Annotated in this window: 25 protein-coding genes; 14 read left to right on the forward strand and 11 right to left on the reverse strand. The window is 33.4% G+C overall.

Annotated elements, in window-relative coordinates:
- The first annotated feature begins 36 nt into the window (after positions 1 to 36).
- Both BM253_RS11270 and BM253_RS11275 read left to right on the forward strand, forming a co-directional pair.
- Positions 37 to 648, forward strand: coding sequence for a C40 family peptidase (locus BM253_RS11270; protein ID WP_091524048.1), 612 nt, complete (start codon positions 37 to 39; stop codon positions 646 to 648).
- A gap of 51 nt (positions 649 to 699) precedes the next feature.
- Positions 700 to 2,688: a ComEC/Rec2 family competence protein gene (locus BM253_RS11275; protein WP_177205771.1), complete on the forward strand. Its 1,989-nt coding sequence runs from the start codon at positions 700 to 702 to the stop codon at positions 2,686 to 2,688.
- Here the strand turns inward: BM253_RS11275 and BM253_RS11280 are convergent.
- The 7 genes from BM253_RS11280 to BM253_RS11310 form a co-directional block, all read right to left on the reverse strand.
- Positions 2,667 to 3,122 (reverse strand): thioredoxin family protein, encoded by a 456-nt coding sequence (locus BM253_RS11280; protein WP_091524054.1) that lies wholly within the window; start codon positions 3,120 to 3,122, stop codon positions 2,667 to 2,669. The genes BM253_RS11275 and BM253_RS11280 overlap by 22 nt on opposite strands.
- 78 nt (positions 3,123 to 3,200) lie before the next feature.
- On the reverse strand, positions 3,201 to 4,598 hold the full coding sequence (locus tag BM253_RS11285; protein WP_091524057.1) for a peptide MFS transporter: 1,398 nt from the start codon (positions 4,596 to 4,598) through the stop codon (positions 3,201 to 3,203).
- Between the two features lie 116 nt (positions 4,599 to 4,714).
- Complete coding sequence (locus BM253_RS11290; protein WP_091524061.1) at positions 4,715 to 6,790, reverse strand: peptide MFS transporter; 2,076 nt, start codon at positions 6,788 to 6,790, stop codon at positions 4,715 to 4,717.
- A 9-nt stretch (positions 6,791 to 6,799) separates the two neighbouring features.
- Positions 6,800 to 8,452, reverse strand: coding sequence for an MFS transporter (locus tag BM253_RS11295; protein ID WP_091524064.1), 1,653 nt, complete (start codon positions 8,450 to 8,452; stop codon positions 6,800 to 6,802).
- 101 nt (positions 8,453 to 8,553) lie between these two features.
- Complete coding sequence (locus tag BM253_RS11300; protein ID WP_091524068.1) at positions 8,554 to 10,053, reverse strand: peptide MFS transporter; 1,500 nt, start codon at positions 10,051 to 10,053, stop codon at positions 8,554 to 8,556.
- 55 nt (positions 10,054 to 10,108) lie between these two features.
- The gene (locus tag BM253_RS11305; protein ID WP_091524071.1) at positions 10,109 to 12,280 is read right to left on the reverse strand and encodes a S9 family peptidase; all 2,172 of its coding nucleotides are present in this window, start codon (positions 12,278 to 12,280) and stop codon (positions 10,109 to 10,111) included.
- Between the two features lie 107 nt (positions 12,281 to 12,387).
- Positions 12,388 to 12,885 carry a hypothetical protein gene (locus BM253_RS11310; RefSeq protein ID WP_091524075.1) on the reverse strand — a complete coding sequence of 166 codons (498 nt, stop codon included), beginning with the start codon at positions 12,883 to 12,885 and terminating at the stop codon, positions 12,388 to 12,390.
- 166 nt (positions 12,886 to 13,051) lie between these two features.
- On the opposite strand from BM253_RS11310, the gene BM253_RS11315 reads away from it, so the two are divergent.
- The 3 genes from BM253_RS11315 to BM253_RS11325 all read left to right on the forward strand — a co-directional run bounded on the left by BM253_RS11315 (position 13,052) and on the right by BM253_RS11325 (position 16,348).
- The gene (locus tag BM253_RS11315) at positions 13,052 to 14,368 is read left to right on the forward strand and encodes a hydroxymethylglutaryl-CoA reductase, degradative (protein WP_091524078.1); all 1,317 of its coding nucleotides are present in this window, start codon (positions 13,052 to 13,054) and stop codon (positions 14,366 to 14,368) included.
- Between the two features lie 20 nt (positions 14,369 to 14,388).
- Positions 14,389 to 15,162, forward strand: a complete 774-nt coding sequence (locus BM253_RS11320) for a hypothetical protein (RefSeq protein ID WP_091524081.1) — start codon at positions 14,389 to 14,391, stop codon at positions 15,160 to 15,162.
- Positions 15,163 to 15,445: 283 nt separating this feature from the next.
- Entirely contained in the window at positions 15,446 to 16,348 is a 903-nt protein-coding gene (locus BM253_RS11325; protein ID WP_317040953.1) for a GYDIA family GHMP kinase, read from the forward strand.
- A 65-nt stretch (positions 16,349 to 16,413) separates the two neighbouring features.
- Here BM253_RS11325 and BM253_RS11330 read toward each other — a convergent pair whose 3' ends face one another.
- Positions 16,414 to 16,944, reverse strand: a complete 531-nt coding sequence (locus BM253_RS11330) for a hypothetical protein (protein ID WP_143095632.1) — start codon at positions 16,942 to 16,944, stop codon at positions 16,414 to 16,416.
- Positions 16,945 to 17,099: 155 nt separating this feature from the next.
- On the opposite strand from BM253_RS11330, the gene BM253_RS11335 reads away from it, so the two are divergent.
- The 5 genes from BM253_RS11335 to BM253_RS17520 all read left to right on the forward strand — a co-directional run bounded on the left by BM253_RS11335 (position 17,100) and on the right by BM253_RS17520 (position 20,523).
- Positions 17,100 to 18,323 (forward strand): BaiN/RdsA family NAD(P)/FAD-dependent oxidoreductase, encoded by a 1,224-nt coding sequence (locus tag BM253_RS11335; protein ID WP_091524091.1) that lies wholly within the window; start codon positions 17,100 to 17,102, stop codon positions 18,321 to 18,323.
- Between the two features lie 156 nt (positions 18,324 to 18,479).
- Positions 18,480 to 19,562 carry a diphosphomevalonate decarboxylase gene (locus BM253_RS11340; RefSeq protein ID WP_091524095.1) on the forward strand — a complete coding sequence of 361 codons (1,083 nt, stop codon included), beginning with the start codon at positions 18,480 to 18,482 and terminating at the stop codon, positions 19,560 to 19,562.
- Positions 19,563 to 19,579: 17 nt separating this feature from the next.
- Positions 19,580 to 19,924, forward strand: coding sequence for a cysteine-rich CWC family protein (locus tag BM253_RS11345; protein WP_091524099.1), 345 nt, complete (start codon positions 19,580 to 19,582; stop codon positions 19,922 to 19,924).
- 12 nt (positions 19,925 to 19,936) lie between these two features.
- Positions 19,937 to 20,407: a Crp/Fnr family transcriptional regulator gene (locus tag BM253_RS11350; protein ID WP_245758493.1), complete on the forward strand. Its 471-nt coding sequence runs from the start codon at positions 19,937 to 19,939 to the stop codon at positions 20,405 to 20,407.
- Complete coding sequence (locus BM253_RS17520; RefSeq protein WP_397334421.1) at positions 20,398 to 20,523, forward strand: helix-turn-helix domain-containing protein; 126 nt, start codon at positions 20,398 to 20,400, stop codon at positions 20,521 to 20,523. The genes BM253_RS11350 and BM253_RS17520 overlap by 10 nt, the downstream gene beginning before the upstream one ends.
- Positions 20,524 to 20,575: 52 nt before the next feature.
- On the opposite strand, the gene azu is transcribed toward BM253_RS17520, so the two are convergent.
- A complete protein-coding gene (gene azu, locus BM253_RS11355) occupies positions 20,576 to 21,088 on the reverse strand; it encodes an azurin (RefSeq protein WP_091524102.1) in 513 nt (170 codons plus the stop codon).
- A gap of 120 nt (positions 21,089 to 21,208) precedes the next feature.
- On the opposite strand from azu, the gene BM253_RS11360 reads away from it, so the two are divergent.
- From BM253_RS11360 to BM253_RS11370, 3 genes are all read left to right on the forward strand, one after another.
- Positions 21,209 to 21,586: a group III truncated hemoglobin gene (locus tag BM253_RS11360; protein WP_091524106.1), complete on the forward strand. Its 378-nt coding sequence runs from the start codon at positions 21,209 to 21,211 to the stop codon at positions 21,584 to 21,586.
- A 117-nt stretch (positions 21,587 to 21,703) separates the two neighbouring features.
- On the forward strand, positions 21,704 to 22,642 hold the full coding sequence (locus BM253_RS11365; RefSeq protein WP_091524109.1) for a mevalonate kinase family protein: 939 nt from the start codon (positions 21,704 to 21,706) through the stop codon (positions 22,640 to 22,642).
- A 3-nt stretch (positions 22,643 to 22,645) separates the two neighbouring features.
- Positions 22,646 to 23,572: a geranylgeranylglycerol-phosphate geranylgeranyltransferase gene (locus BM253_RS11370; protein ID WP_091524114.1), complete on the forward strand. Its 927-nt coding sequence runs from the start codon at positions 22,646 to 22,648 to the stop codon at positions 23,570 to 23,572.
- Here the strand turns inward: BM253_RS11370 and BM253_RS11375 are convergent.
- Complete coding sequence (locus BM253_RS11375) at positions 23,563 to 23,934, reverse strand: hypothetical protein (protein ID WP_091524117.1); 372 nt, start codon at positions 23,932 to 23,934, stop codon at positions 23,563 to 23,565. The genes BM253_RS11370 and BM253_RS11375 overlap by 10 nt on opposite strands.
- 207 nt (positions 23,935 to 24,141) lie before the next feature.
- Positions 24,142 to 24,615 (reverse strand): hypothetical protein, encoded by a 474-nt coding sequence (locus BM253_RS11380; RefSeq protein WP_091524121.1) that lies wholly within the window; start codon positions 24,613 to 24,615, stop codon positions 24,142 to 24,144.
- Positions 24,616 to 24,686: 71 nt separating this feature from the next.
- Between BM253_RS11380 and BM253_RS11385 the strand changes: the two genes are divergently transcribed.
- Positions 24,687 to 25,595: a pseudouridine synthase gene (locus BM253_RS11385; RefSeq protein WP_091524124.1), complete on the forward strand. Its 909-nt coding sequence runs from the start codon at positions 24,687 to 24,689 to the stop codon at positions 25,593 to 25,595.
- Positions 25,596 to 25,692: the final 97 nt, after the last annotated feature.

Below are 25,692 nucleotides of genomic sequence, written 5' to 3' on the forward strand. Positions count from 1 at the left end.
CAAAAGATTATAAATTCTATTTCAAAATATTAATTAATGAAAAATTTAGCTTTAACGTTAGTAACTTTGTTTACTGTATGTTTAAGCACAGAAGTTGTGGCGCAAAGCAAAAAAACTACTGTGACAACTACATCAAAGATTCAGAAAGCAAAGGAAGAGGCTACAATTGCCAGCATTAATAAACAAATGAACGCAATTGATGATCAGTTAGACAATAAAACGTCTAAAAAAGCTGAAAAAACCAACTACTGCTATTTAACCGAACAATTGCTTAACGTAGCAAACGATTATCAGGGAATACGTTACCAATGGGGTGGAATGTCTCGATCAGGCATGGATTGTTCAGGTTTTGTAAAAAATGCATTCAACCAGTTTAATATCGATTTACCAAGAACTTCAAAAGAAATGGCATCACGTGGTGAACGCGTTTCTTCTGCAGAAGCTAAACCGGGCGACTTGATTTTCTTTAAAAACGGTGGTTCTAGAGTAATAAATCACGTGGGAATTGTAATTGAAGTAAATGGAGACGATATTAAGTTTATCCACTCTGCAACATCTAAAGGTGTTTCAATCAATTCAACAAAAGAAGCGTATTATAGTAGAGGGTTTGTACAAATAAACCGCGTTTACGACAGACAAGTATTATAGTTAGTTATTTAATATTCAAATTTTCATATCTTTATTCTTATGAGTAAAGTAATGAAATATCCAATTTATCCCATTACATTTTCTTATGTTAGTGGGATTTTTTGTGGCTTTTATTTAAAGCTTCCAGATATTGCTGTGGTATCGGTTACAGTTTTATCTTTCGTGACGTTGTTTTCTCTTTACATTTTACAGCGAAATAAAGGTTTTAATAATAAGTTGAATCTGTTTACTATTCTGGCTGTTTTCGTTACTTTTTCTTCGTTGGGATTTCTTTCGTACATTTTTAATAATAAACCTATAATTATTGATGATTTAAACGCGAAGGAATTTACGATTAAAGTGACCGATGTTTTAAAATCAAACGCTTATTCGCACCGAATGTATGCCAATCTGTTGTCCCAGAAAGATCAACCTAAAGTTTTGGTTACTTTTTCTAATAAATTGGATATTCCTAAAGTTGGAACGGTTTACAAATTGGTGGGAACAATTAAGAAAGTAGCTGAACCACGAAACTTGTACGATTTTAATTACAGCGAATATTTACGACTGAGAAATATCCATTATCAGATCACATCTTACCACGAACCTTTTAAAATTAAAGAAGAAAAATCTTTTCAATCGATCATTATTAGTGGCAGAGATTATCTTACCGCACAATTCTCCAAATTAGGATATTCCGAAAAAACACAGGGTTTTATTCAGGCACTTTTGTTCGGTATTAAAACCAATTTAAACGATGAAATTCAGCAACAGTTTAAAGATTTCGGAATTTTACATGTACTCGCAGTATCGGGAATGCACGTAGTATTATTGTTCTCAACCATTTCATATGTTTTAAGAAAATTACGACTTTCAAAAAATGTAATAACCGTAATTTTGATTGTTTTTCTATTGATTTTCAGTTTAATGGCGGGTTTTTCAGGATCGGTAGTTCGTGCAGCTTTAATGTGTTTAATGACGATTGTTGGAACTTTAACGGGAAGAAGAATTCATACAATTAATCTTTTGGTGGGTAGTATGCTGTTAATTCTGCTTTTTGAACCAAATTATTTGTTCGATGTCGGTTTTCAGTTAAGTTATCTCGCGGTGTTTTCAATCGTGTTTTGTTATCGGGTTATTCAACATTATTTTACGTTTAAAAACTGGATTTTAAACTATTTTGGGCAGTTGATTGGTGTGTCATTAGTTGCGCAATTAGGCGTTTTACCATTGAGTATTTATTATTTTAAGCAGATTCCGCTGTTATTCTTGATAGGAAATATAATTGCTATTCCAATAACATCTTTTCTACTTTGCGCATGGTTTATACAAATGGTTTTAAGTTTGATTTCAGTTGAGGTATTGGCATTGATAACTCCGATTTTAAGTTGGATAAGTACTTTCTGTTTTGATAGTTTAAGCAGATTATCTGATTATTTTTCCATTAAAACGATCGACTTTCATTTCGGGATTTTACAGACCATATTGGCTTTGTTGATGGTTTTTACTATATTCTGGTTTTTCCAGAAAAAAAAATTGTATAAGGTTTATGTTTTTCTTTCGATAGTTATCTTGTTTCAATTGATAACCTTACAAAATGTAATCGAAAATAAAAGGAAAGAAGAAATTGTGGTAATGAGCGATGCTGACAATGTGGTTATTTTAAATAAAGTAGGATCGAAGATCAATCAAATTGGTAATGCAAATAAATATACATTGCAAAGCTTGAAAAATTATGAACTGCACACCAATTCTAAAGTCAAAACTATAGATTCGATACAAAATTCTTTTGTGTTGAAAGGTAAGACTTGGCTGGTAATTGATAGTTTAGAGGTATATCCGAAACAAAAGTTTGATTATGTGGTTTTATATCAGAACCCAAAAATAAATTTAGATCGATTGATGCACGATGTTCAACCCAAAATGATTTTACTGCACAACGCAAACTATCAATACTTAAACGAAGAATATTCGGCGTATTTTAAGAAAAGAAAAATCCCTTACCACGATATGCGTACTAAGGGAAGTTATGTTATTGATTATAATTCTGGTAATAATTGATCAGGTGTTTTGTAACCAACAATTCCTTTTGTTATTTTTCCATTCGAATCTATAACAGCCATTGTTGGATAGCCTGGAACTTGCAAGTAAGTTGTGAATTGATGTATTCCGTTTCTTGAGTTTTTTCGAGCTTCTTGATAATCTGGATTTTTATACAGAGTACCGCCAAATTGAAACTCGTCGTTACCTTCGGCATTAAATTTTACGGCATTGTATTTTTCGTTGATTTCTTTTACAATCTTTGCGTCAGAAAAGGTGTTTTTATCTAACGCTTTACAAGGTCCGCACCAAACGGTGTAAATATCAATAAAAATAGGTTTTTTGTTTTTTTTCTGTGCTGTAAGGGCATCTTTCATGCTCATCCACTTAATTTCTTGAGCCTGGCTAACAAAACAAGCCATAGTAAATAATACTAATAATATGCTTTTTTTCATTGTTTAAAAATTAAAACGTAAATATAAAAAAAATCCGATAGCAAAAACTATCGGATTTATTATTTTCAAAAAGCATGCCTATCTTACGCCATGCATTAATTTTAAAATAAATTTATTTAGAAGTACAAGTAAAGCACCACAAACAATTACAAAACCTGATATGTAAGTGAATACTTGCCCGGCACCCATTGTTTCAACACTTGAAGCTACAAAACCTCCTATAAAATTTGCTACAGATGAAGCAAGCATCCAAACTGCCATAAGTATAGAGGCTAATTTTGGTGGAGATAGTTTTGTAACTACAGAAAGTCCTACTGGTGACAAACATAATTCGCCAATTGTATGTAATAAATAGGTCATTATTAACCACATCATTGCAGCTTTATTAGCAACATCGGTAATATCTCCATTAGCATTACGCTCTGCAACTGCACCTAGCATAAACCAAAAACCAATACCTAAAATGATCATACCAACACCCATTTTAACTGGTGTAGTTAGTTTTTTTCCTAATTTAGAATTCCAAAATATTGCAAACACCGGAGCTAATAATACAATAAACAGAGGGTTTACAGATTGAAACCAAGAAGAAGGAACTTCGAAACCACCTATTCTTCTATCAATGAACGAATCCGTGTATAACGAAAGAGAAGATCCAGCTTGTTCAAATCCAGCCCAGAAAAATACTGCAAATAAGAATAAAATAAAGATGACAGACATTCTTTGTTTTTCTTCTGGCTGTGTTAATATTTGACCTGTTTGTGGATTTACAGAAACTGATGCTTCAACAGAATCATTTTCGTTTGTAGAACCTACAGGTTTTTTACCTAAATCGCCAAGGTATTTTTGTGCAAACATGTTAAATACAACTTGCCCTAAAAACATACCAATACCAGCAGCTAAGAAACCGTATTTATAGCCATAACTCATGATTTCGCCACCTTCTTTTACAGCAAAAAAATCATCTGTTAAATAACCAATTAAAAGTGGCGCAATTAATGCACCTAGGTTTATTCCCATATAGAAAATAGAAAAAGCAGAATCTCGTCGGTCATCACCTTCGGCATACAATCCGCCAACAAGGGTAGAAATATTTGGTTTAAAGAAACCATTTCCAATAATTAACAAAAACAAGCCAATATAAAGTCCGGTCATGTTGTTCATGCCAAACAACACAAATTGGCCAATCATCATTGTGATACCACCAATTGTAATTGCAGTTCGTTTACCTAAATATTTATCGGCAAGCCACCCACCTATAAGCGGTGTAAAATATACCAAACCTGTAAAATAACCATAAAGTAAAGTAGCTTCGGCTTTATCCATACCCAAACCACCTTGTAAATAGGTTTTTGTTAAGTAGTAGATAAGAATTGCACGCATTCCGTAGTATGAAAAGCGCTCCCACATTTCGGTGAAGAACAAAAGATATAATCCTTTAGGATGCCCTTTTTGTTGAACTTGAACTGTATCCATAGTTTTAGTTAAATTTTTTTAGTAATTAGCAAATATAGTTTTTTTATAAAATAAGCGGTGTTTTTTCATTGAAAAAACACCGCTTATTTTAAGTAATTATTAAGAAATAAATATTTCTACTTAATTCCGTGCATTAATTTTTTAATTAATGGATTTAACAGCATTACAAGTAAACCAGCTGCTGCCGGAATTGCTGTAAATAGTATAAAGAAATAACTTAGGGAATGTTCATTTTGTATAACTTTTATCTGACCTCCAAATAAAGCGGCTAGCTTTTGTGCTATTGCAATTGCTAAATACCACACCCCAAACATAAATGCTAACATACGCCCAGGTACTAACTTAGAAACATAAGATAAACCAACAGGTGATATAAATAATTCGCCTAACGTATGGAATAGATAAGTAGCAGCTAAGAAAAATAATGAAAGTTTTACTGTTTTGTCTTCGCCATACGTTCCTAAACCTAGAATTAAAAAGCCTATAGCTACTAAAATTAACCCAAAACCATATTTAAATGCAGCAGAAGGGTTAAAGCGAGATCCCCAAAGTCTTGATACCATTGACGCCAATGCAATAATAAAGAATGAGTTTAATGTAGAAAACCAAGAAACGGTAATTTCTACCTGGCTATCTTTAACTTGCGTAATTTGTGCTTCAATAATCTCAGATGGTCTATTATGTTTTGCATAATCGGCTTTTAGTTTTGTTTCAGCTTCTGGTGTAACTTCAACATATTTTTCACCTTCGTATAAAATTTTGATAGGTGTGTTTAACTGAAATTCTTTTTGTGATGCTAAATCAACCTTTTCAAGAACTTTAACAGATTCATTGTTCACAATATTAGCTTCAGTAATTGGAGTAACTTTGTAGGTTTTATTCCCTTTGTCATCTAGTACTTCTTCGCCCGTTTTTGGATCTGTTTTAATTGTTTTAGTGGCGTTGAAAGAAACTTCGTATGAGTGAGATTTCCAATTATAATTTAACATCCATAAAGCAGATGCCCAAATACCTATGAAGGTAACTATTAAGACAACGTTAGATAAGAATGCTTGTTTAATTGTTTTTTGTGCTAGTTTTATCAATACATATGATATAAATAGCATTGGAATTATGGTTAGTAATGTATTAAAGATATTGAAATATAAAGCATGATTACCGTAAAGAATTCTCTGTGTGTTTTCTTTAGCAAAAATTACTAATGATGTTGCACCTTGTTCAAAACTCATAAAAAAGAAAATCAAGAAAAATGCTAATAAAACAACGGCAAACATTCTATCACGTACCACCTTATCATATCTTAAAATACGAGAAACCAATAAGTAGATAAATAAAGCTAATGCAGAAAGAATCATGATATATTGCCCACGCAATACAGATGTATCCATAAAGCTGAATATATCGCTAATACCATTTTTAGATAAAGGGTCGTTAAAAGCGTATAAAAGACCAATTACACCTATTATGGTAATTAAAATATAATCAATTGTTTTAAAAGGGTTACGTTTATCAGTGTCTTCGTTGTTTTTTAATTCTTTACCTTCTGCAGATTTGTCTAAAATTCCCAAATTACCCATCATAGGTTTTGCAAAAGCAAACTGAAGTGTTCCTAATAACATGAAAATACCAGCTAAACCAAAGCCCCAATGCCAACCAATTTTTTCTGCTAAGAAACCACAAAGCATCATTCCAAAAAAGGCACCTGCATTTACCCCCATGTAGAAAATGCTATAAGCACCATCTTTCTTTTCAGGTAAATCTTTATACATTTCTCCTAATATTGACGGCATATTTGGTTTAAAAAAACCGGTTCCAATTACTAAACACCCCAAACCAATGAAGAACATTATAGGCGTATCAAATGCCATGGCAGCGTGCCCAATGGTCATAATTATCGCACCAATAATAACCGCCATGCGAGATCCGATGTATTTATCTGCAATGATACCACCAAAAATAGGTGTTAAGTAAAGCATCATAGCATAGGTTCCATATAGTGCACTGGCTTGTTCAACCGTCCATTCCCAACCAGGATTTAGTCCTATGACAGAAGCTGTTAAAAATTGCATTAATAATACACGCATTCCGTAGAACGAAAAGCGTTCCCACATTTCGGTAAAGAAAAGTACAAATAATCCCGATCGTTGTCCTAAAACATTCGATTTGTAAAACTCTGTAGGAGTAGTTTCCATATTGTTAAATTAGTTTTTAGTTGTTCTTTGTTTTTTTTCTAAAGGTTTGATTATTAATTTGTCGTAAATAGTTAAGGATACAATAGAAAATATACCGATTCCCACAATTACAAACCAAATTTTGTTTGGGTTGTACGTTTCCCATAGCATGTTGGTCATATCCCAATGACTCATGCCTAATTTTTGTTCTGCTAATGTAAAATATTCGTTTTTAGAAAAAGGAAAATGTACCTGACTGATATTTATACTTTTTGATGCTGCAAAATCGGTGAATGATTGTTTAACAACAGCCCAGTCAATTGTTTCGGCTTTTAGGTTGAATTGCTTTTCAAAAGCTGAAATAGACATGTTCAAAGCTTTTGATCCTTCTTCGATAAACTGTTCTTTGGTCACTACTTCGGGCATTTCAATATTTCTTCCTGCCATTTCTTTCTTTAATAACGATAATTTATCTGACCAAGATTGATACAAACCACCCGATATAAAACTAGTTACAAAATAACTTGCAGCTACGGGTAAAAAGTAGGTTCCCTGATATAATCCTTCTTTTCCTTTTGGTGTAATTAAAGCGATAAATGAAGATACTGTTGGGCTTGACATCATTTCTCCTATAGCAAAAATCATGGTTCCAATAATCGTAAACCAAACATTACCCGAGTAAAATGTTAAACCGATACCTATTGTTGCAATGACAGCTCCACGAATTACCGCATTGATATGACGCATTTTAATTACGAAGAATGAAATAGTAATTTGGAAAAGGATAATCATCAACGAATCGATGTTTGTAAACCATTCCGGTTTTACTTGTCCGTCTTGTGTTAACAAACCTCCTAATGCAGGCAGGTTTTCATTCAACCAATTACTTATTGCTGCAGAATTTACCCAGTCTTCTATAAAGTTCGGAAGGGTGTTGAACAACTGATTAAACATCGTCCAGAAACCAATCATTAGCAATAATAAAATACCTAAACGGATGTCTTTTAAAGCTTCAAAGATACCCAAAACAGATTCTTTAATTGCTTCACCTATTGAATTTTTAGGCTTTTCTATTTTTGGTTCTTTATAAAACAGCAATAAAACCACAAGATTAATAGCGATAACAACAGCTGCCTGAATAAAAATAATTTTCCAACCATAAGTAGTCCGTAAACCCGATGACATTGCAGGACCGATAAATCCACCAATATTAACCATCATATAAAAAATACCAAAACCCATTGTTCCAGTGGTTTCATTCGTATTTCTTGCAATAATTGCCGATGCGACCGGTTTAAAAAACGCAGCACCGACTGCAACCAATAGGAAAACCATATAAACACTCCAATACGTATTTACTTCACCCAACAGGTAATAACCAGAAATCATGATAATAAAGGCTATTGTTAACGAAACTTTATAACCAATACGGTCTGCAATAACTCCGAAAACTAAAGGAAGGAAATAAAGTATTCCCACAATATTTCCCATAATGTTTCCTTTCTGAACGTGATCGAAACCTAAACCGCCGGTATCGGTAGATCCAACTAAATAAAGTCCTAAAAGTGTATAGATTCCGTACCAAGCCCAGCGTTCCATTAATTCCATGAAGCTGGCTATCCAGAAATTTTTATTGAAAGATCCTACCGTTTTAAAAAATGACGGTTTTGTAGTGTCTGACATCTTTATGAAAGTTTAAAACTTACAAATAAAGTAAAATATTTAAGATTATGCACAAAAAAAAGCGACTAAAATAGTCGCTTTTGAATTTATCATTGATGTTTTTATTTTACCTCGTGCATTAATTTGCGAATAAGTGGCGATATAAGTACTAGAATTACCCCTGCAATTAATGAATAAATTGCCAATTGTTGGTAACCGTCTGTATATGCCATTAATTTATCTGTCAACGAAGCATCCGGGCTAGGATCACTCATACCTGCACCTAAAATTCCAGCTAAATATTGTCCGTATGCACTTGCCAAGAACCATAATCCCATCATCATTCCGGCTAAATGTTTAGGAGAAAGTTTTGTAACCATTGATAAACCAATTGGCGATAAACATAATTCTGCAATGGTAACCACAAAATAAGCTAAAGCAAAAATTTCTAAAGAAGTCATTCCTTGTGCGTTTGCAAAAAAGCGTAATGCGTAAAAAATGTAGTATGCACCGGCAAGTATCAAGAAAGCCAAACCAAATTTAATTACTGTATTAGGTTCAGTTTTCTTTTTAGCCATCCATAACCAAACAATTCCTAACAATGGAGCAAAAGCAATTACATATAACGAGTTAGCACTGTTGTTAACAATGTTAGGATCTAACGATAAACCAAATAAAGTAGGTGTAACATTACTGTTGGCAAATAATGCTAAGGATCCACCAGCCTGTTCAAAAATGGCAAAGAATAAAATTGAAAAAGCAATCATGATAAACGCTGCTATAAATTTTTGCTTGCCTGCAGATGACTCTATTTTAGTTAATTGAATAATATAATACAACACAGCTAGCGGACCAACAATGAACATAAACAAATCGGTATATTTTGTGTTGTTAATCATTATATAGATTAATGGGATACAAACTAATGCGCCAATGTAAACCATAATTTCTCTTGACTTTCTTTTAGGAGCTTGTAAATGATTAATAGGCGAATTACCAATTGGTCCTAATTCTTTTCTAATTGCTAAAAAGAAAAGTACACCAATAACCATAACAGCAGCAGCAGAAAGAAAAGCATAGTTCCAACCATAGTTTTTACCTAAGTAAACGCAAACAATACCGCCTAAAAGCGCCCCAATATTAATTCCTGAATAAAATAAGCTAAAACCGGCATCGCGTCTTGGGTCTCCTTCTGCATATAGTTCACCAACCATTGATGATATATTCGGTTTAAAAAATCCGGTTCCAATAATCGTTAATGTTATTCCGTAATAAAAAAACTGGTGTGGATCTATACCAATTAAAAGATTTCCGGCAATCATTACTAAACCTCCAAAAACCAAAGATTTTTTAAAGCCAAGAATTTTATCGGCAAAAATTCCACCAATGAATGTAAATGCATAAACAAATGCCTGAATTGCACCATATTTTAGGTTAGAATCTTTTTCAGACAAGCCTAATCCCATTAATTGATCTGCCATAAAAAGTGCTAAGACACCGCGCATTCCGTAGAAACAAAAACGTTCCCACATTTCAACCATAAACAAATGCCATAATTGTTTAGGATATTTTCCTTTAAAATTATGAATTTCTTCTAACTGTTTTTGATCAGTTGCTGTCATATTTTGAAATTGTTGTTTCTTAAAAAGTTGTTAAGAAGTCAAATGTAATAAAATATTACAATTTCTCTAAAATGTAATCGGTCATTTTTGTATATAATTGTTCACGGGTTTTGCCGCCGTAGATTCCGTGGTTTTTATCGGGATAAATTAACCAATCGAAATTTTTATTCAAATAAACCAGCTTGTTGATTAAAAGCATCGCGTTTTGCACATGCACATTATCATCAGCAGTACCGTGAATCAATAAAAAGTTTCCTTTTAACTTATCGGCATGTGTAATTGGTGAATTGTTATCGTAACCCGAAGCATTTTCTTGCGGAGTAGTCATAAAACGTTCTGTGTAAACCGAATCGTAAAAACGCCACGATGTTACAGGAGCCACCGCAATGGCAGTTTTGAAAACATCGTTTCCTTGGAAAAGCGCATTACTGCTCATAAATCCGCCGTAACTCCAACCCCAGATTCCTATTCTGTTTGCATCAACAAACGATTCTTTTGCTAATTCTTTTGCTACAAAAATTTGATCTTCAACTTCAAATTTTCCTAATTCTTTTTGAGTAACTTTTTTAAAATCGGCACCTTTAAAACCAGTTCCACGACCATCAACACAAACTATAATGTATCCTTTTTGAGATAACATCATGTGCCAGTAATCGTTTGAATCGTTCCAAGAATCGGAAACTTCCTGCGATCCCGGACCTGAATATTGATACAACAACACAGGATATTTCTTTTTAGCATCGAAATTTTTAGGCTTGATCATGTACCCGTTTAAATCATTTCCAACTTCGTTTTTAAAAGTGGTAAATTCTTTTTTAGGCAGATCAAACTTTTTAAGATTATTCTCTAATGCGGTATTATTTAAAATTTCTTTGACGTTTTTTCCGGTTGATGCATCAACAAGCGAATAAGAAGGTGCTTTGGTGCTTGATGAATGATTGTTTATGAAATACTTAAAATCCGGACTGAAAGTTGCGCTATTTGTTCCGCTTTGTGCTGATAATTGTTTTTTGCTTGATCCGTTTAACTGAATACTGTAAACATCGCGTTTTGTAGATCCGTTTTCAACCGATTGATAATAAATGGTTTCGTTGCTTTTGTTGTAACCGTAGTAGTTTGTAACCTCCCAATTTCCGGTAGTTACCTGTTTTTTTAACGATCCGTCGTTGTTGTAATGATAAATATGGTTGTAACCGTCTTTTTCGCTAGTCCAAATAAAACTGTTGTCGTTCAAAAAGGTCAAATTATCGGTAACATCAACATACGCTTTATCTTTTTCGGTAAGAATGGTCGATGTCTTGCCCGAATTTGCATCAACAAACAACAAATTCAACTGGTTTTGATGACGGTTTTGTGTTTGCACACTTAAAACATTGGCGTTGTTTGTGAATTTTATGCGCGGAATGTAATAAGCTGTTTCAGCATTTAAAGCTACGTCTTGAGTAGATACTTTTGAAACATCGTACAAATGCAAGCTCACTTTTGAATTGTTTTCGCCCGCTTTAGGATATTTAAAAACCTGTTGCTGCGGATATAAATCTTCGCCGTAAATATCCATTGAAAAAACAGGAACATCGCTTTCATCAAATTTAATATACGCCAGTTTTGTTCCATCGGCATTCCAGTCAAACGCTCGTACAAACGCAAATTCTTCCTCGTAAACCCAATCGGTAATGCCGTTTATAATGGCATTTTTCTTTCCGTCTTTGGTAATCTGCGTTGTTTTTTTGGTAGCCACATCAAAAACATACAAATTGTTTTCAAATGCGTAAGCTATTTTCGATCCGTTTTTGTTCAACAAAGGTTCCTGAATGGCATTCTCGCTAATTTTTATAAGCGATTTTGAAGCGATATCGAACAGATAATAAACCGATGTAAACGAATGACGGTAAATTGGATTACTGTTGGTGGCAATTAATATTTTATCGTCGGTTTTATTGATAGAATAATCAGAAATTTCTTTGATTTCGGGAAAATCGGCAGTAGAAAATAACGTTTGAACTTTTTCTAAGGTAGTAAAATCAAACGCATCAATAGTAAATGTTTTGGTGTTTCGGTTATAATCTAAAACGCTGTATTGGTTTTTGGTATGTAGCGTATTTAAAGCGTTTAGCTGGTTGGTTCTAAAAGTTCCGTTCCAAATTTGAGCAACTTCTATTTGTTGTTGCGCCTGTATAGTAGTGATTGGTGCTGCAATAAGTGTAAGCGGCAGTAAAATTTTCTTCATAAATAAAGCTGAAAATTAAAAAGGGGAAATTACTTCTTTTTTTTATTTTTTGAGTTGATTAGATTTGGAAATTGTTTTTTTTAATTATTTCAGGAACTATAAATCAATTAATTACTAGAAATATTTCGTTTTTGAATTTCGATCTTATCTTTCCAAATCTTTCTATTGTTTAAAACATATCTTTCAATGCTGCTACTTGTTGTTATGAAAAGTCCGTTTGGAACGATACCTAAAGTGTAACAAAATCCAATTTCTTTGATATCGTTTAGTAAGATGGTTTGACTATGATTTTGAATGTTGAAGTTATGAGATTTGAATTGAACACGATCTGTAAGTAAGTATAATTTACCTCCCACAGCTTCCTTGTTTACAAAATGATTTGCGCCTCCTGAATAAATTATTTTTTGTCCTTCAATATTTTCAATTTGTGTTTGGTTTTGAACCGCTTTAGACGTAATAAACAGATATATCGCAATTCCAAAAAGTAGACCTGAAGTTATTCCAGAAGCTATTCCATATTTACTATCATACATTAGAGTAAAAAAAACTCCCATTGAAACTCCAAAAAATATTCCTGCTAAAATTGAATTTTTAATTTCTGCCATTTTAATTTATCTGCTAAAATCAGTACTACAACTGCCAAATATACAAATCTATCCTTTCTAATTAAAATCATCCGTGCATCTGTGGTAAAAAATAATAGGTACATCTGTGGTAAATCAAACATAAAACCCAAAACCAAAAAAATGTATCTTTGCAAAAAAAATTCGCATGAATATTGTTAATGGTTTTTCTAAACTTACAAAACAACAAAAAATAAACTGGCTGGTTGAAACTTACTTTAAGAACGACCAAACGGTGGTTCAATTGTTAAAATTGTACTGGAACAGCAACGAAGAACTGCAAAAACTGCACGATGAGTTTATAGAAAACACCATTACCAATTTTTACCTGCCAATGGGTATTGCACCCAATTTTGTAATTAACGGTAAAACCTACACGGTACCAATGGTTATTGAAGAAAGCTCTGTAGTTGCGGCGGCATCGAACGCGGCAAAATTCTGGAGTAAACGCGGTGGTTTTAAGGCAACCGTTTTATCAACCGAAAAAATTGGCAACGTACATTTTATGTTTGGCGGATCTAAACACAATCTGGTGCAGTTTATTGAAAAATTGCAACCTGTTTTCAGATCGCGTACTGCAAACATTACCCGAAACATGGAAAAACGCGGCGGCGGAATTCTTTCTATTGTGTTGAAAGATAAAACTGCCGAACTCAAAAATTACTATCAACTGCACGCTACGTTTGATACAAAAGACAGCATGGGTGCTAATTTTATCAACTCGTGTTTAGAAGAATTTGCGAATGTTTTGCGTGAAGAAGTATCCAATTTTGATTTGTTTACTACCGAAGAAAAAGAATCGTTGCAGATTGTAATGTCGATCTTATCGAACTACGTTCCAAATTGTTTGGTTCGTGCCGAGGTTTCAAGTAAGATTTCTGATTTAAAATCAAAAGAAATAGAAAATCCGCAGGAATTTGCCGAGAAATTTGTGCAGGCGGTTCGCATTGCCGAAATTGAAACGTATCGTGCCGTAACGCATAACAAAGGAATTATGAATGGGGTAGATGCGGTGGTTTTAGCCACTGGAAACGATTTTAGAGCGATTGAAGCCGGTGTGCACGCTTTTGCTGCAAAAGATGGAAAATATACATCGCTTTCGCATGCTGAAATTGTGGGTGATGAATTCCGTTTTTGGATGGATCTTCCGTTGGCATTAGGAACTGTTGGCGGATTAACGAATTTACACCCAATGGTTAAATTCGCTATGAAGTTATTAGAAAAACCAAAAGCCGATGATTTAATGCAGATTATTGCAGTTGCCGGATTGGCACAGAATTTTGCAGCAATAAAATCATTGACAACAACAGGTATTCAGAAAGGACACATGAAAATGCACTTAATGAATATTTTAAATCAGTTTAATGCTTCGGCAGATGAAAAAACGGCAGTTTTACAGCATTTTGCAGAAAAAACGGTTTCTCACAGCGCAGTAGTTGATTTTATTGAGCGTTTACGTAGATAAATTTAAATTTGATCAATTGCATGAAAAAATGGAATAAGCAAGAAGCTATTGAAGGTTTGAAAGAACTTATAAATAAATTGAGTTTAGTTAGACAAAGCGGAAGATCTTCACAAGAACATATTAGATGGTTAGCTAACTCTCTAAGAATTTTAGAAGAAATATTTGGTAAGAACTCTAGATACTATCAGACACTATCGAATTTTTCATGGAGCGAAACTGGCTCAAGGGTAATACATGGTTGGGATATAGAATATCAGATAGAACAAGGTCATAAACTAGCGTTTTTAAATCAAACTCAACAAGCAGAAGGTTTACTTTTAGCTGCGATTGATCAGTTGGGAGAGAGCGAAATTACTGATGTTTATGAAGATAATAATTCGATTTCTGAAGCTAGTGAATTAGTTGCAATAATTAATTTAGCCGAGAAAAAGCTTAGGAAATTAATGCGAGAAGCTCCAACGAAAGAAAAAGAAGTCCAAGATAAATATGAAGATTTGTTATTAGCGAATGACATAGAATATGCTAAAGAATTTCCTCATATAATGTTTTCATCTAAACAATATATACCAGATTTTAGTTTTGAAAAGTATAGTTTAGCAGTTGAAATTAAATTATGTAAAAGTGATGAAAAGGCGTTAATTGCTCAACTTAATGACGATATAATTGCTTATAAAACTAAATTCAAAAGTCTTTTATTTATAATATATGATTTAGGAAATATTCGTGATATAGATACATTTAAGCAATCCTTTGAGCAATTTGATGATGTTATTGTACAGATTATTAAACATTAAATGAATAATGTTATCATAAAGTTTTAGTAAAATAACTGATTAGGATCAAATTAAAAAGTTTAAATTTTATGTTACAAGAATTTGACGATGTGATTAACTAGAAAACACTTCTCAAATATGCTCGAAATAAAAGAAATTGTCATTTCGAACTTGCTTTGTTTCAAACTATTCTCAAGCTCGGGTCGGCATCTCATCAGTAAATATAGTGCGACTCTGAGTCAAGCTCAGAGTGACAGCAATCATTGTCACATCGAGCGTAGTCGAGATGTAAAAAAAAATAATTATGGAATTTTACAGCAACGGCAAACTGTTTATTTTAGGTGAATATTATGTGTTAGAAGGCGCAAAGGTTTTTGCGTTGCCTACAAAGTTCGGACAATATTTGAATGTCTTTCCTTTAAAAACCAAAACTTTAAGTTGGAAAAGTTACGATGCTGATGGATCTGTTTGGTATAACGATGAAATTGCTGTTTGTGATATTATTTCAAACAATCAGTCAAGCGATGATAAAGTTCGAAACACGCTGATTGATATTCTGTATCAAGCACATTTAATGAATCCTTCCATATTAGAAAATAACGGCTTTTTGGTTGAAACCAAATTGACTTTTCCTCGAAATTGGGGATTAGGAACATCGTCTACCTTAATAAACAATATTGCACAATGGTTCCAAATTGATGCTTTTAAATTGTTGCAAAAATCGTTTGGCGGTAGCGGATTTGATATTGCTTGTGCACAAAACAACACGCCGGTAATGTATCAGGTTGTAAATAACGAACCTATTGTTGAGCAGGTCAATTTCAATCCGACTTTCAAAGATCATATTTATTTTGTGTATCTGAACAAAAAGCGCGACAGTAAAGATGCTATTGCAAATTTCAGAAAAAAGCAGAAAAATTTATCAGCAGAAATAAAACAGGTTTCACAAATGACCGATGAATTATTGCACATTCAAGATTTGGAAACCTTTGTATCTTTCTTTAAAAATTACGAACAAAACTTAGGCGAAATTTTAGAAACATCAACCATTCAAAAAGAACTGTTTCCAGATTTCAACGGATTGATAAAAAGCCTTGGCGGCTGGGGTGGCGACTTTGTTATGGTTGCATCAGATCACAATCCTACAGAATATTTCAAACAAAAAGGTTACAACATTATTATTCCTTACAGCGATATGATTTTATAAAAAAAGACATCAGTAATTGATGTCTTTTCAGTTGTTTGTTGTAAAAAAAGGTATTAGATAGGTTGTTATTTTTCCGGACGCAATTTGTCGCTAAATGTAATTTTGTAAGGTTTGTCTTCATTAACATTGCCTTTCATTACATAAATAAACTTGTGTTTGCGTGCCTTATCTGTGTTAATGTAAATTGTTTTCTTGGTAGCTTTGTCGTAAATGCTGGTAACATCGGTATTTACAATTCGCATGTTTTTCGCCAAACCTGTTTTTTTGTTGGTTAAAACCATTCCTTTGTAAAGCGTATTATTGTCGTTTTTTACAACAACTTCTTCACCTGTAAAACCTTGTGTAAAAAATAAAATAGAATATTCTTTATCGGTAGCGTTGTATGATTCTAAAAATTTCTTCTGAGCAGTTTCTGTAACCGATCTAAAATCGTTTTTAATCTGTTCGGTGTAAAAAACTTCTTCTTTGTCTTTTCTAACTAATTCTTTCTTGTCTTTTTCGTTTTTATCGGCATCTTTTACCGTGTTTTTTTTAGATGTTTTACACGATACGATACTTAAAACGGCAACAAGAAAAATTAAACTTTTATATTTCATAATAAATTTCATCTATAGGGAATATGATTCATTATCTTTGCAAGATACAAATTTATCAGCATAAATCGTTCCAAACAACTAAATTTAAGATTTAGATGCAATTAGAACTTTTGATGCTATTAGAATCCACATTTTGTAGAAAATTATTGTAGAAAATGATGAACAATTTTGATGTTATTGTTGTAGGTGGTGGTGCTTCGGGCTTTTTCACGGCAATTAATCTGGCAGAACAAAATCCGGATTTGCGAATTGCCATTTTAGAACGAAGCAACGAAGTACTGTCTAAAGTCAAAATTTCGGGTGGTGGTCGTTGCAACGTAACCCACGCCTGTTTTATACCTAATGTTTTAGCGAAATTTTATCCCCGAGGCGAAAAGGAACTGAAAGGCCCTTTTCATGCTTTTTGTACGGGCGATGTGATGGAATGGTTCAGCGAACGCGGTGTTTCATTAAAGATTGAAGAAGACGGACGTGTTTTTCCGGAATTGGATAATTCTCAAACCATTATCGATTGTTTTTTGAACGAAGCAGCAAACTTCAACATCCAAATCATAAAGCAAACCATTGTACAACAGCTTTCTAAAGAGAATGATTTTTGGAAGATCAAAACATCTAAAGATACTTATCAGGCAAAACAGTTGGTTATGGCAACCGGCAGCAACGTTAAAATTTGGGATTTGCTTAAAACGGTAAATCATTCCATTATAAATCCGGTTCCTTCGTTATTTACATTCAATATTAAAGATGATCGAATTAAAGATTTAATGGGCGTTTCAACCGAAATGGTTTCGTTAAAAGTGAAAGGATCAACCTTAAAAGCAAACGGACCTTTACTAATAACGCATTGGGGAATGAGCGGACCGGCAATTTTAAGGCTTTCGGCTTGGGGTGCACGCGAATTGTTCGATAAAAATTATCAGTTTCAGATCATAGTCAATTGGACAAACGATTTTGTTTTCGATGAGGTTTTGGAAGAATTAATGCAGTTGAAACAAAGTAATCCTAAAAAAACTATTATTAAACACGCACAATATGGGTTAACAAACCGTTTGTGGCAGCAATTGGTTAAGGCATCAATGATTTCGGAAGATTTAATTTGGGCAGATGTTTCTAAAAAACAGTTGGTAAATTTGGCAGAGCAGTTAACGCAGAGCGAATTTAATGTAAACGGAAAAAGCACCTTTAAAGACGAATTTGTAACTGCCGGCGGAATTGATTTAAAAGAAGTAAATTTTAAAACAATGGAAAGCAAATTGCAGGATAATTTGTATTTTACCGGCGAAATTTTAAATATCGATGCCATTACCGGCGGCTTTAATTTTCAAAATGCTTGGACAACAGGTTTTCTGGCAGCGAATGCCATTGCAGCAAAATATTAAGGGATAGTTATTTAAAAAAAGCTAACATGCCGTCAGTTCGAGCTTGTCGAGAACTTCTCGATACGTTTCATTTCATTTCGCTACTCGAAGTGACGAGCACAGTAGTAAGATAACGTAATTCGAGCTTGTCGAGAACTAAAAAATTAATCAAATAAAATGACAATTTTAGATACATTCAAAACCACCAATTACTCAAAAATAAACAACAAAGGTTCGTTGACCTTTTCGGCGCCAAGCAATATTGCTTTGGTAAAATATTGGGGCAAAAAAGAAAATCAAATTCCGGCAAATCCGTCGTTAAGTTTTACGCTGAACAATTGTAAAACGGTTACAACTTTGCAGTACGAACCAAAAAACGATAAAAATATTTCGTTCGATTTATTGTTTGAAGGTCAGCCTAAAGAATCATTCCGACCAAAAATTCAAAAATATTTTGAACGCATTCAAGATTTGTGTCCGTACATTTTAGATTATCATTTTACAATCGATACTAAAAATACGTTTCCGCACAGTTCCGGTATTGCTTCATCGGCTTCGGGCATGGCGGCATTGTCTGCAAATATTATTGCTTTGGAAAAGTTGGTAAACCCTAACGAAACCGAAGATTATTACTTGCAAAAAGCATCGTTATTAGCTCGTTTAGGATCAGGCAGTGCATGCCGTAGCATTAAAGGAAACATTGTAGTTTGGGGCGAAACAGAAAGTATTGAGAATAGTTCTGATTTGTTCGGAGTTGAATTTCCGTACGAAGTAAACGCTATTTTTGAAAATTATCAGGACACTATTTTATTGGTTGATAAAGGCGAAAAGCAGGTTTCAAGCACGGTTGGACATGAATTAATGCACAATCATCCGTTTGCAGAACGTCGTTTTCAACAGGCACATGAAAATATCGCGAAGCTTAAAGAAATTTTAAAATCGGGCAGTTTAACCGAATTTATTGCATTGGTAGAAAGCGAAGCATTAACGCTGCATTCCATGATGATGACATCGATGCCGTATTTTATTTTAATGAAACCAAACACATTGGAAATCATTAATCAAATCTGGAAATTTAGAGAAACAACCAACATTCCGGTTTGTTTTACATTAGATGCCGGAGCAAATGTACACGTGCTTTATCCGAACAATTATAAAGAGGAAGTTCAGAATTTTATTGCAGATGAATTGGCAAAATACTGTCAGAACAATCAGTTTATACATGATGAAATGGGCTTTGGTGTTGAAAGTTTATCATAAAAAAATCGATTTAGAAAATGCAAAAACAAAACTGTACACACTGCCACAAACCAATGATTTGCAATGCGAATGACATTGCAAACTGCGATTGCCAGAAAGTGGAACTTTTAGACGAAACCGTTGCATTTTTGTACGAAAAAACTCAGCACGATTGTTTGTGTAACGATTGTTTAAAGAAGTTCGATGAATTAATGAAGTTTTCATTGACTAACAAATTCCCAAAACGTCCTACAGAAATGGTTGAAGGGTTACATTTTTACATGGAAAACGGTTTTTTTGTTTTTACCGAAACCTATCATTTTTTAAAAGGTCGCTGTTGTAAAAATGGTTGCCGCCATTGCGTTTATGGTATTCATAAATAATTATCTGCTAAAATGAAACCACAACTTTCTATCGATCTGCTTTTGTCTTTTGGTGCTGTTTGTAACGAGTACGAGAAAGGAAAGGTGCTTTTTCATGAAGGTGACGAAGCTGCGTTTTATTATCAGCTGGTTTACGGCAGCGTAAAAATGTATAACACAAACGACGATGGAAAGGAATTTACACAAGGATATTTTTCAAACGGACAAAGTTTTGGTGAACCGCCATTGTTTATAAACGAAAAGTATCCGGCATCTGCAATGATCTTTCAAAAATCGGAAATCATTAAACTGTCAAAAGAAAAATTCCTGAAAATTCTTGATGAATTTCCTGATATTCAAAAAGAATTTTTAAATCTAATGGCGCGCCGTATCCATACAAAAGCAACTGCGTCTAAAGACATCATCAATCAAAAAGCAGAATTCAGGGTACAGTCGTTTTTAGATTCTTACAAGAAATCAACCGAAAAGAACACATTGATTTAACCCGACAAGAAATTGCTAATTTTACAGGTTTACGAGTTGAAACCGTGATTCGTGCATTGGGAAAAATGAAGAAGAACAATATCGTAGAAATTAAAAGTCAGAAAATTTACTATTAATAAAGGGATCGCAAAAAGCAGATCCCTTTGTTACTCAAGTGTTTTCTAAAATTTATTCGGCAATTAATTTACCTTTCATAATTGCAGAATGCCCAGGGAAAGAACATAAAAAGTCGTAAGTTCCGGCTTCGGTAACAGTAAATTCAACCATTGCCGATTCTCCACCACCAATTAAACCGGTATGTGCAATAATATCTTTTCCGGCATCTGCAGGAATATGGTTGTTGTCTTTCGCAGCCGCAGCTTTTTCGGCAAATGCTGTAAAATCAACACCTTTATTCAGCAAAACAAAATTGTGTCCCATAATTTCTTTCGCCATTTTACCGGTATGTTTCAACGTTAAAACCACCGTTTTTCCTACAGGAACTTTAATTTCGGTATTGTTAAACTGCATGGCATCGTTACTTTCTAATTCAACAGTAAAAGCATCGCTTGCCGGTGCGGTAGTGGTTTGTTCTGTTTCGGTAATGGCAGGTTCGGTTGTGGCAGGCGTTTCTTTTTTATTACAAGATGCAGTCAAAACAACCACAGACAATACTGCTAAGTGTTTTACAAATTTTTTCATGTTTTGTGTTTTAAAATTCTTATGTAAAGATAAAGAATGTAAAATTTATGGTATATGACTTTAATCATAAACGATCAATTTATAATAGTGGAATTTTGATTGAATATTTAAAAGGATACAATGGGAAAGAATGATATTTTATCGCGTGCCAATATTGAATTATTGGTCAATACTTTTTATGATAAAGTGAAGCAAGATGCCACTTTAGGCTATTTATTTAACGATGTAGCCAAAACAAACTGGCAGGTTCATTTACCTAAAATGTACGATTTCTGGGAAGTTGTTCTCTTTGCAAAAGGTTCATTCAAGGGCAATCCTATGATGGTTCACAGACAGCTTCATGAAAAAAGTGCGTTAAGCGAAGCGCACTTTGATCATTGGCTGGTTATTTTTAAAGAAACGGTCGATGAACTTTTTGAAGGCGAAAATGCCGAAAATATAAAGTACAGTGCAACCAACATTGCCGGTAACTTAATGTACAAGTTATTATCGGTTTAAAGTTTTTTAGTTTGATAATCAGTTGGTTGAACAATGTTTACGAACAATTGAAATATTTAACAAACACCGCTTTTGTATTAAAAAATTAACTACATTTGTTATACAAAATAAAACGATATGAAAGGACCGTTATTTTACTCGAAAATCCTATTGTTCGGCGAATACGGAATCATTAAAGATTCTAAAGGCTTGGCAATTCCGTATAATTTTTACAACGGGGCATTAAAAATTGATGACAATCCGAGTGAAATTGCACAGAAATCTAACCAAAGTTTAAAAGCATTTGCTTCGTATTTAAATCAATTAACGTTGAACGAACCCGAATTGGTTCAGTTTGATATAGATGCTTTAAATAAAGATATTGAAGCGGGTATGTACTTTGATTCAAGCATTCCGCAAGGTTATGGTGTTGGAAGCAGCGGTGCTTTGGTTGCAGCGATTTATGATAAATATGCTTCGGAAAAAATTACGGTTTTGGAGAATTTAAATCGTGAAAAACTGTTGACTTTGAAAAAGATTTTCGGTAGAATGGAATCGTTTTTCCACGGAACATCTTCAGGGTTAGATCCATTGAACAGCTATTTAAGTCTGCCAATTTTAATCAATTCAAAAGATCATATCGAACCAACGGGAATTCCGTCGCAAAAAGAAGAAGGTATGGGAGCTGTTTTCTTGATCGATTCTGAAATAGTTGGTGAAACGGCACCAATGGTCAATATTTTTATGGATAATTTAAAGAACGAAGGTTTCCGTAATATGATGAAATCACAGTTCACAAAATATACCGATGCAGCTGTTGAAAATTTCTTAAAAGGCGATTTTAAAACGCTTTACACCAATACAAAAGAAATTTCTAAAATAGCATTAAGTCATTTTAAACCAATGATTCCTGAAAAGTTCCACAATGTTTGGCAGCAGGGAATTGATAGCAACGATTACTATTTAAAATTGTGCGGATCGGGCGGTGGAGGCTACATTTTAGGTTTTGCCCCAGATTATAACAAAGCAAAAGAAGCGTTGAAAGATTACAAATTAGAATTGGTTTACAGATTTTAAAAAATGACACAGACACGACAACTTAAAAGAACATTAGTAAAATTTTTCAGTTTCTTTTCGGTAGTTCGTGGATACAATATCGCCGTTGTGGTGTTGGCACAATATCTATCGGCAATCTTTATTTTTGGCTCTCAATCGAGAGCCATTAGTGTTTTAACCGATGGTGGTTTGTTTTTGATTATTTTCAGCAGTTCGCTGGCAATTGCATCGGGGTACATCATTAACAATTTTTACGATACCGAAAAAGATCTTATAAATCGACCTTACAAATCAATTCTCGATAAAAAAATAAGTAAAGCTACACAGTTTCGTGTCTATTTTTTTCTGAATTTTTTAAGTGTGGCTATTGCCTGGCTGGTTTCGTGGAGAGCTGCATTTTTCTACGCAGTGTATATTTTTCTGCTTTGGTTTTATTCGCACAAATTGAAAAGATATCCTATTGTTGGAAATATTACGGCGTCTATATTGGTTTTGCTTCCATTTTTTGGAATATTAATGCACTTTCAAAATTTTAGCTGGGGAATTTTCGCACACGGATTTTATCTTTATTTGATCCTTTTTATTAGAGAATCGGTTAAAGATCTGGAGAATTTAAAAGGAGATTTTGCCAATAATTATCAAACAATTCCCGTTCGTTTTGGCAGCAAGGTTTCTAAAAGTTTAATAACTTTTTTGGTGTTGCTAACTTTACTGCCTGCTTTTGCATTAATTGCCTACTATAAAGTTGGATACATGCAGTATTACTTTTACATAAGCAGCGGTTTGCTGCTGGCGTTTTTAATATTTTTATTTCAGGCATCTACTCAAACCGAATACAAAAAACTGCACATTCTTTTAAAACTGATTATTCTTTTCGGAGTTCTTTCTATTGTATTGATCGATCCAAATGTGATTATTAATGGAAAAAACATGGTAATTCCTTATTTATAGGCAAGTTGTTTATTGCTTGATTTTGGCAGATACTTCCATATCATTAAAAACGAAATCAAAATCGTTCCAAGAAAATAGGCGAGTCCTATAAATAATAATCGTTGTGCATCGCTTTTAAAACTTTCGAATTCATTTACTTCAGAAAACAGTGCCAAAATCATATACATTGATAAGAGCATCAATACGCAAGGTATCAATATACCAATGACCTTATTTCTGCAAATAATCTGAAAAATTAAAACAGCTAATAATCCAATTGCAAAAGGATTTAATAAGTTAGAAGTTCCGTGCCAATAAACTAATACAGCAAGTACAAGGAAATATTCGGCTGAATTTAAAAGAAAAGAAATACTATTTTTCATAAAACGCTTGTTTTATCTGAATATCAATCATCATAATTTCAGTTTGTCATTCTGAAACGTAACGAAGTGAAGTTGAAGAATCTAATTTTGTAATGAGATTCCTCCTTCGTCGGAATGACAAATAGAATGTTTTTTAATTATGATATCTTATGTATATTCAGTGTTTTAATTAGTAACGAGTGTTTTACAAAAAATAGTATACAAAAATTATAAATTGGTAGTTGTATCTGTATTGTTTTTCGAAAAGTCTGTTGCAGGTACAATCACAGGTTTTGGTTTAACCCTTGCAAAAAAGAAAAATATACACGTAACAAACCAGCCTGCCCAAAATAAATATCCGCCTGCATGAAACTGACTGTTCATATATTTATGACTTGTTGAGGTGAAGTCGTAAAAAGTGTACAGTAAACCAATTAATCCGATAATAACAAAAATTAAATTTACCAGACTAAAGTTTTTATAGGTTGTTGTACGTTTAACCGCCCATAAAATCGCAATTAACAGTAACTGAACTATAAAAACCGCCGCAAAACCTTTGTACCAGTGTTTCATAAAACCATATTCGGTATAAACGGTTGATACACCAATACGACCTATTAACGACATTTTTGAAAGTAAAATTCCGGCAACCAAACTAATTATTGCCTGAATTAAAATAAGAATGATCCATTTATTTTTCATAACGTTTTTACAATTTAAAACTTATGGTAAAGATGCTAAATATTCTGTTATCTTTGTAAAAATTTTTGATAATGAATAAGCAAGGCGGAAACAGCGGCAACAGAAATAATAAAAAATCATCTTTTTCGAAAAAAGGCTCGTTTGATAAAGGTAAACCGAATGAAAAATCGGCATCGGGATCAAACTTTAAAAAAACTTTTAAGAAAGACGATAAGCCGTTTAAGAAATGGAATGATAAACCTGCTTCATCATCAAAACCTGCGGTTTTAAAAAGCGATGATATTCGTTTAAATAAATATGTAGCTAATTCGGGTGTATGTTCGCGTCGCGATGCCGATTTATACATTCAGTCGGGTAACGTTACCGTGAATGGCGAAGTGGTTACAGAAATGGGTTACAAAGTAAAACCGGGTGATAAAGTAGTTTTCGACGGTGTTTTGTTGAATCCTGAAAAAAAGGTATATGTTTTACTGAACAAACCTAAAGGTTTTTCTACAGCCGATGACGAAAATGTTTCAAGTGCTTATGATTTGGTTCGAAATGCCTCAACATCTATTTTAAGACCTGTGGGAAGAATGGATAAAAGTACGGTTGGCTTATTATTATTTACGAATGATAACGAGATGATTCAGAAATTTACCAACGCTGCACAACATTCATCAAAATTGTATCAGGTTTCGTTAGATAAAAATTTAAAGTACGAAGATTTAGAAAAGATACAAACCGGAGTTTATATCAACGAACATAAGGTTTGGGTCGAAGAAATTTCGTATGTGGAAAACCAGCCAAAAAGCGAAGTTGGTATTAAATTAAAAACATCAAACGTAAAAGTGGTTCGTGCTATTTTTGAAAAGTTAGGTTACAATGTTATAAAGTTAGACCGTGTTATGTACGCTGGTTTAACCAAATGGGGAATTGCCCGCGGACAATGGCGTTTTCTTACCGAACAAGAAGTAATTAACTTAAAGAATTTAAAATAACAAAAGAAGGTGTCTAAAAAGGTCACCTTCTTTTGTTTATAACGATTTTTTTATAATATCTATTTTTATTAAGCAGCGAGAAGTTCAAGACTTCTCA

The organism is Paenimyroides ummariense, from assembly GCF_900115115.1.
Lineage (GTDB): Bacteria > Bacteroidota > Bacteroidia > Flavobacteriales > Flavobacteriaceae > Flavobacterium > Flavobacterium ummariense.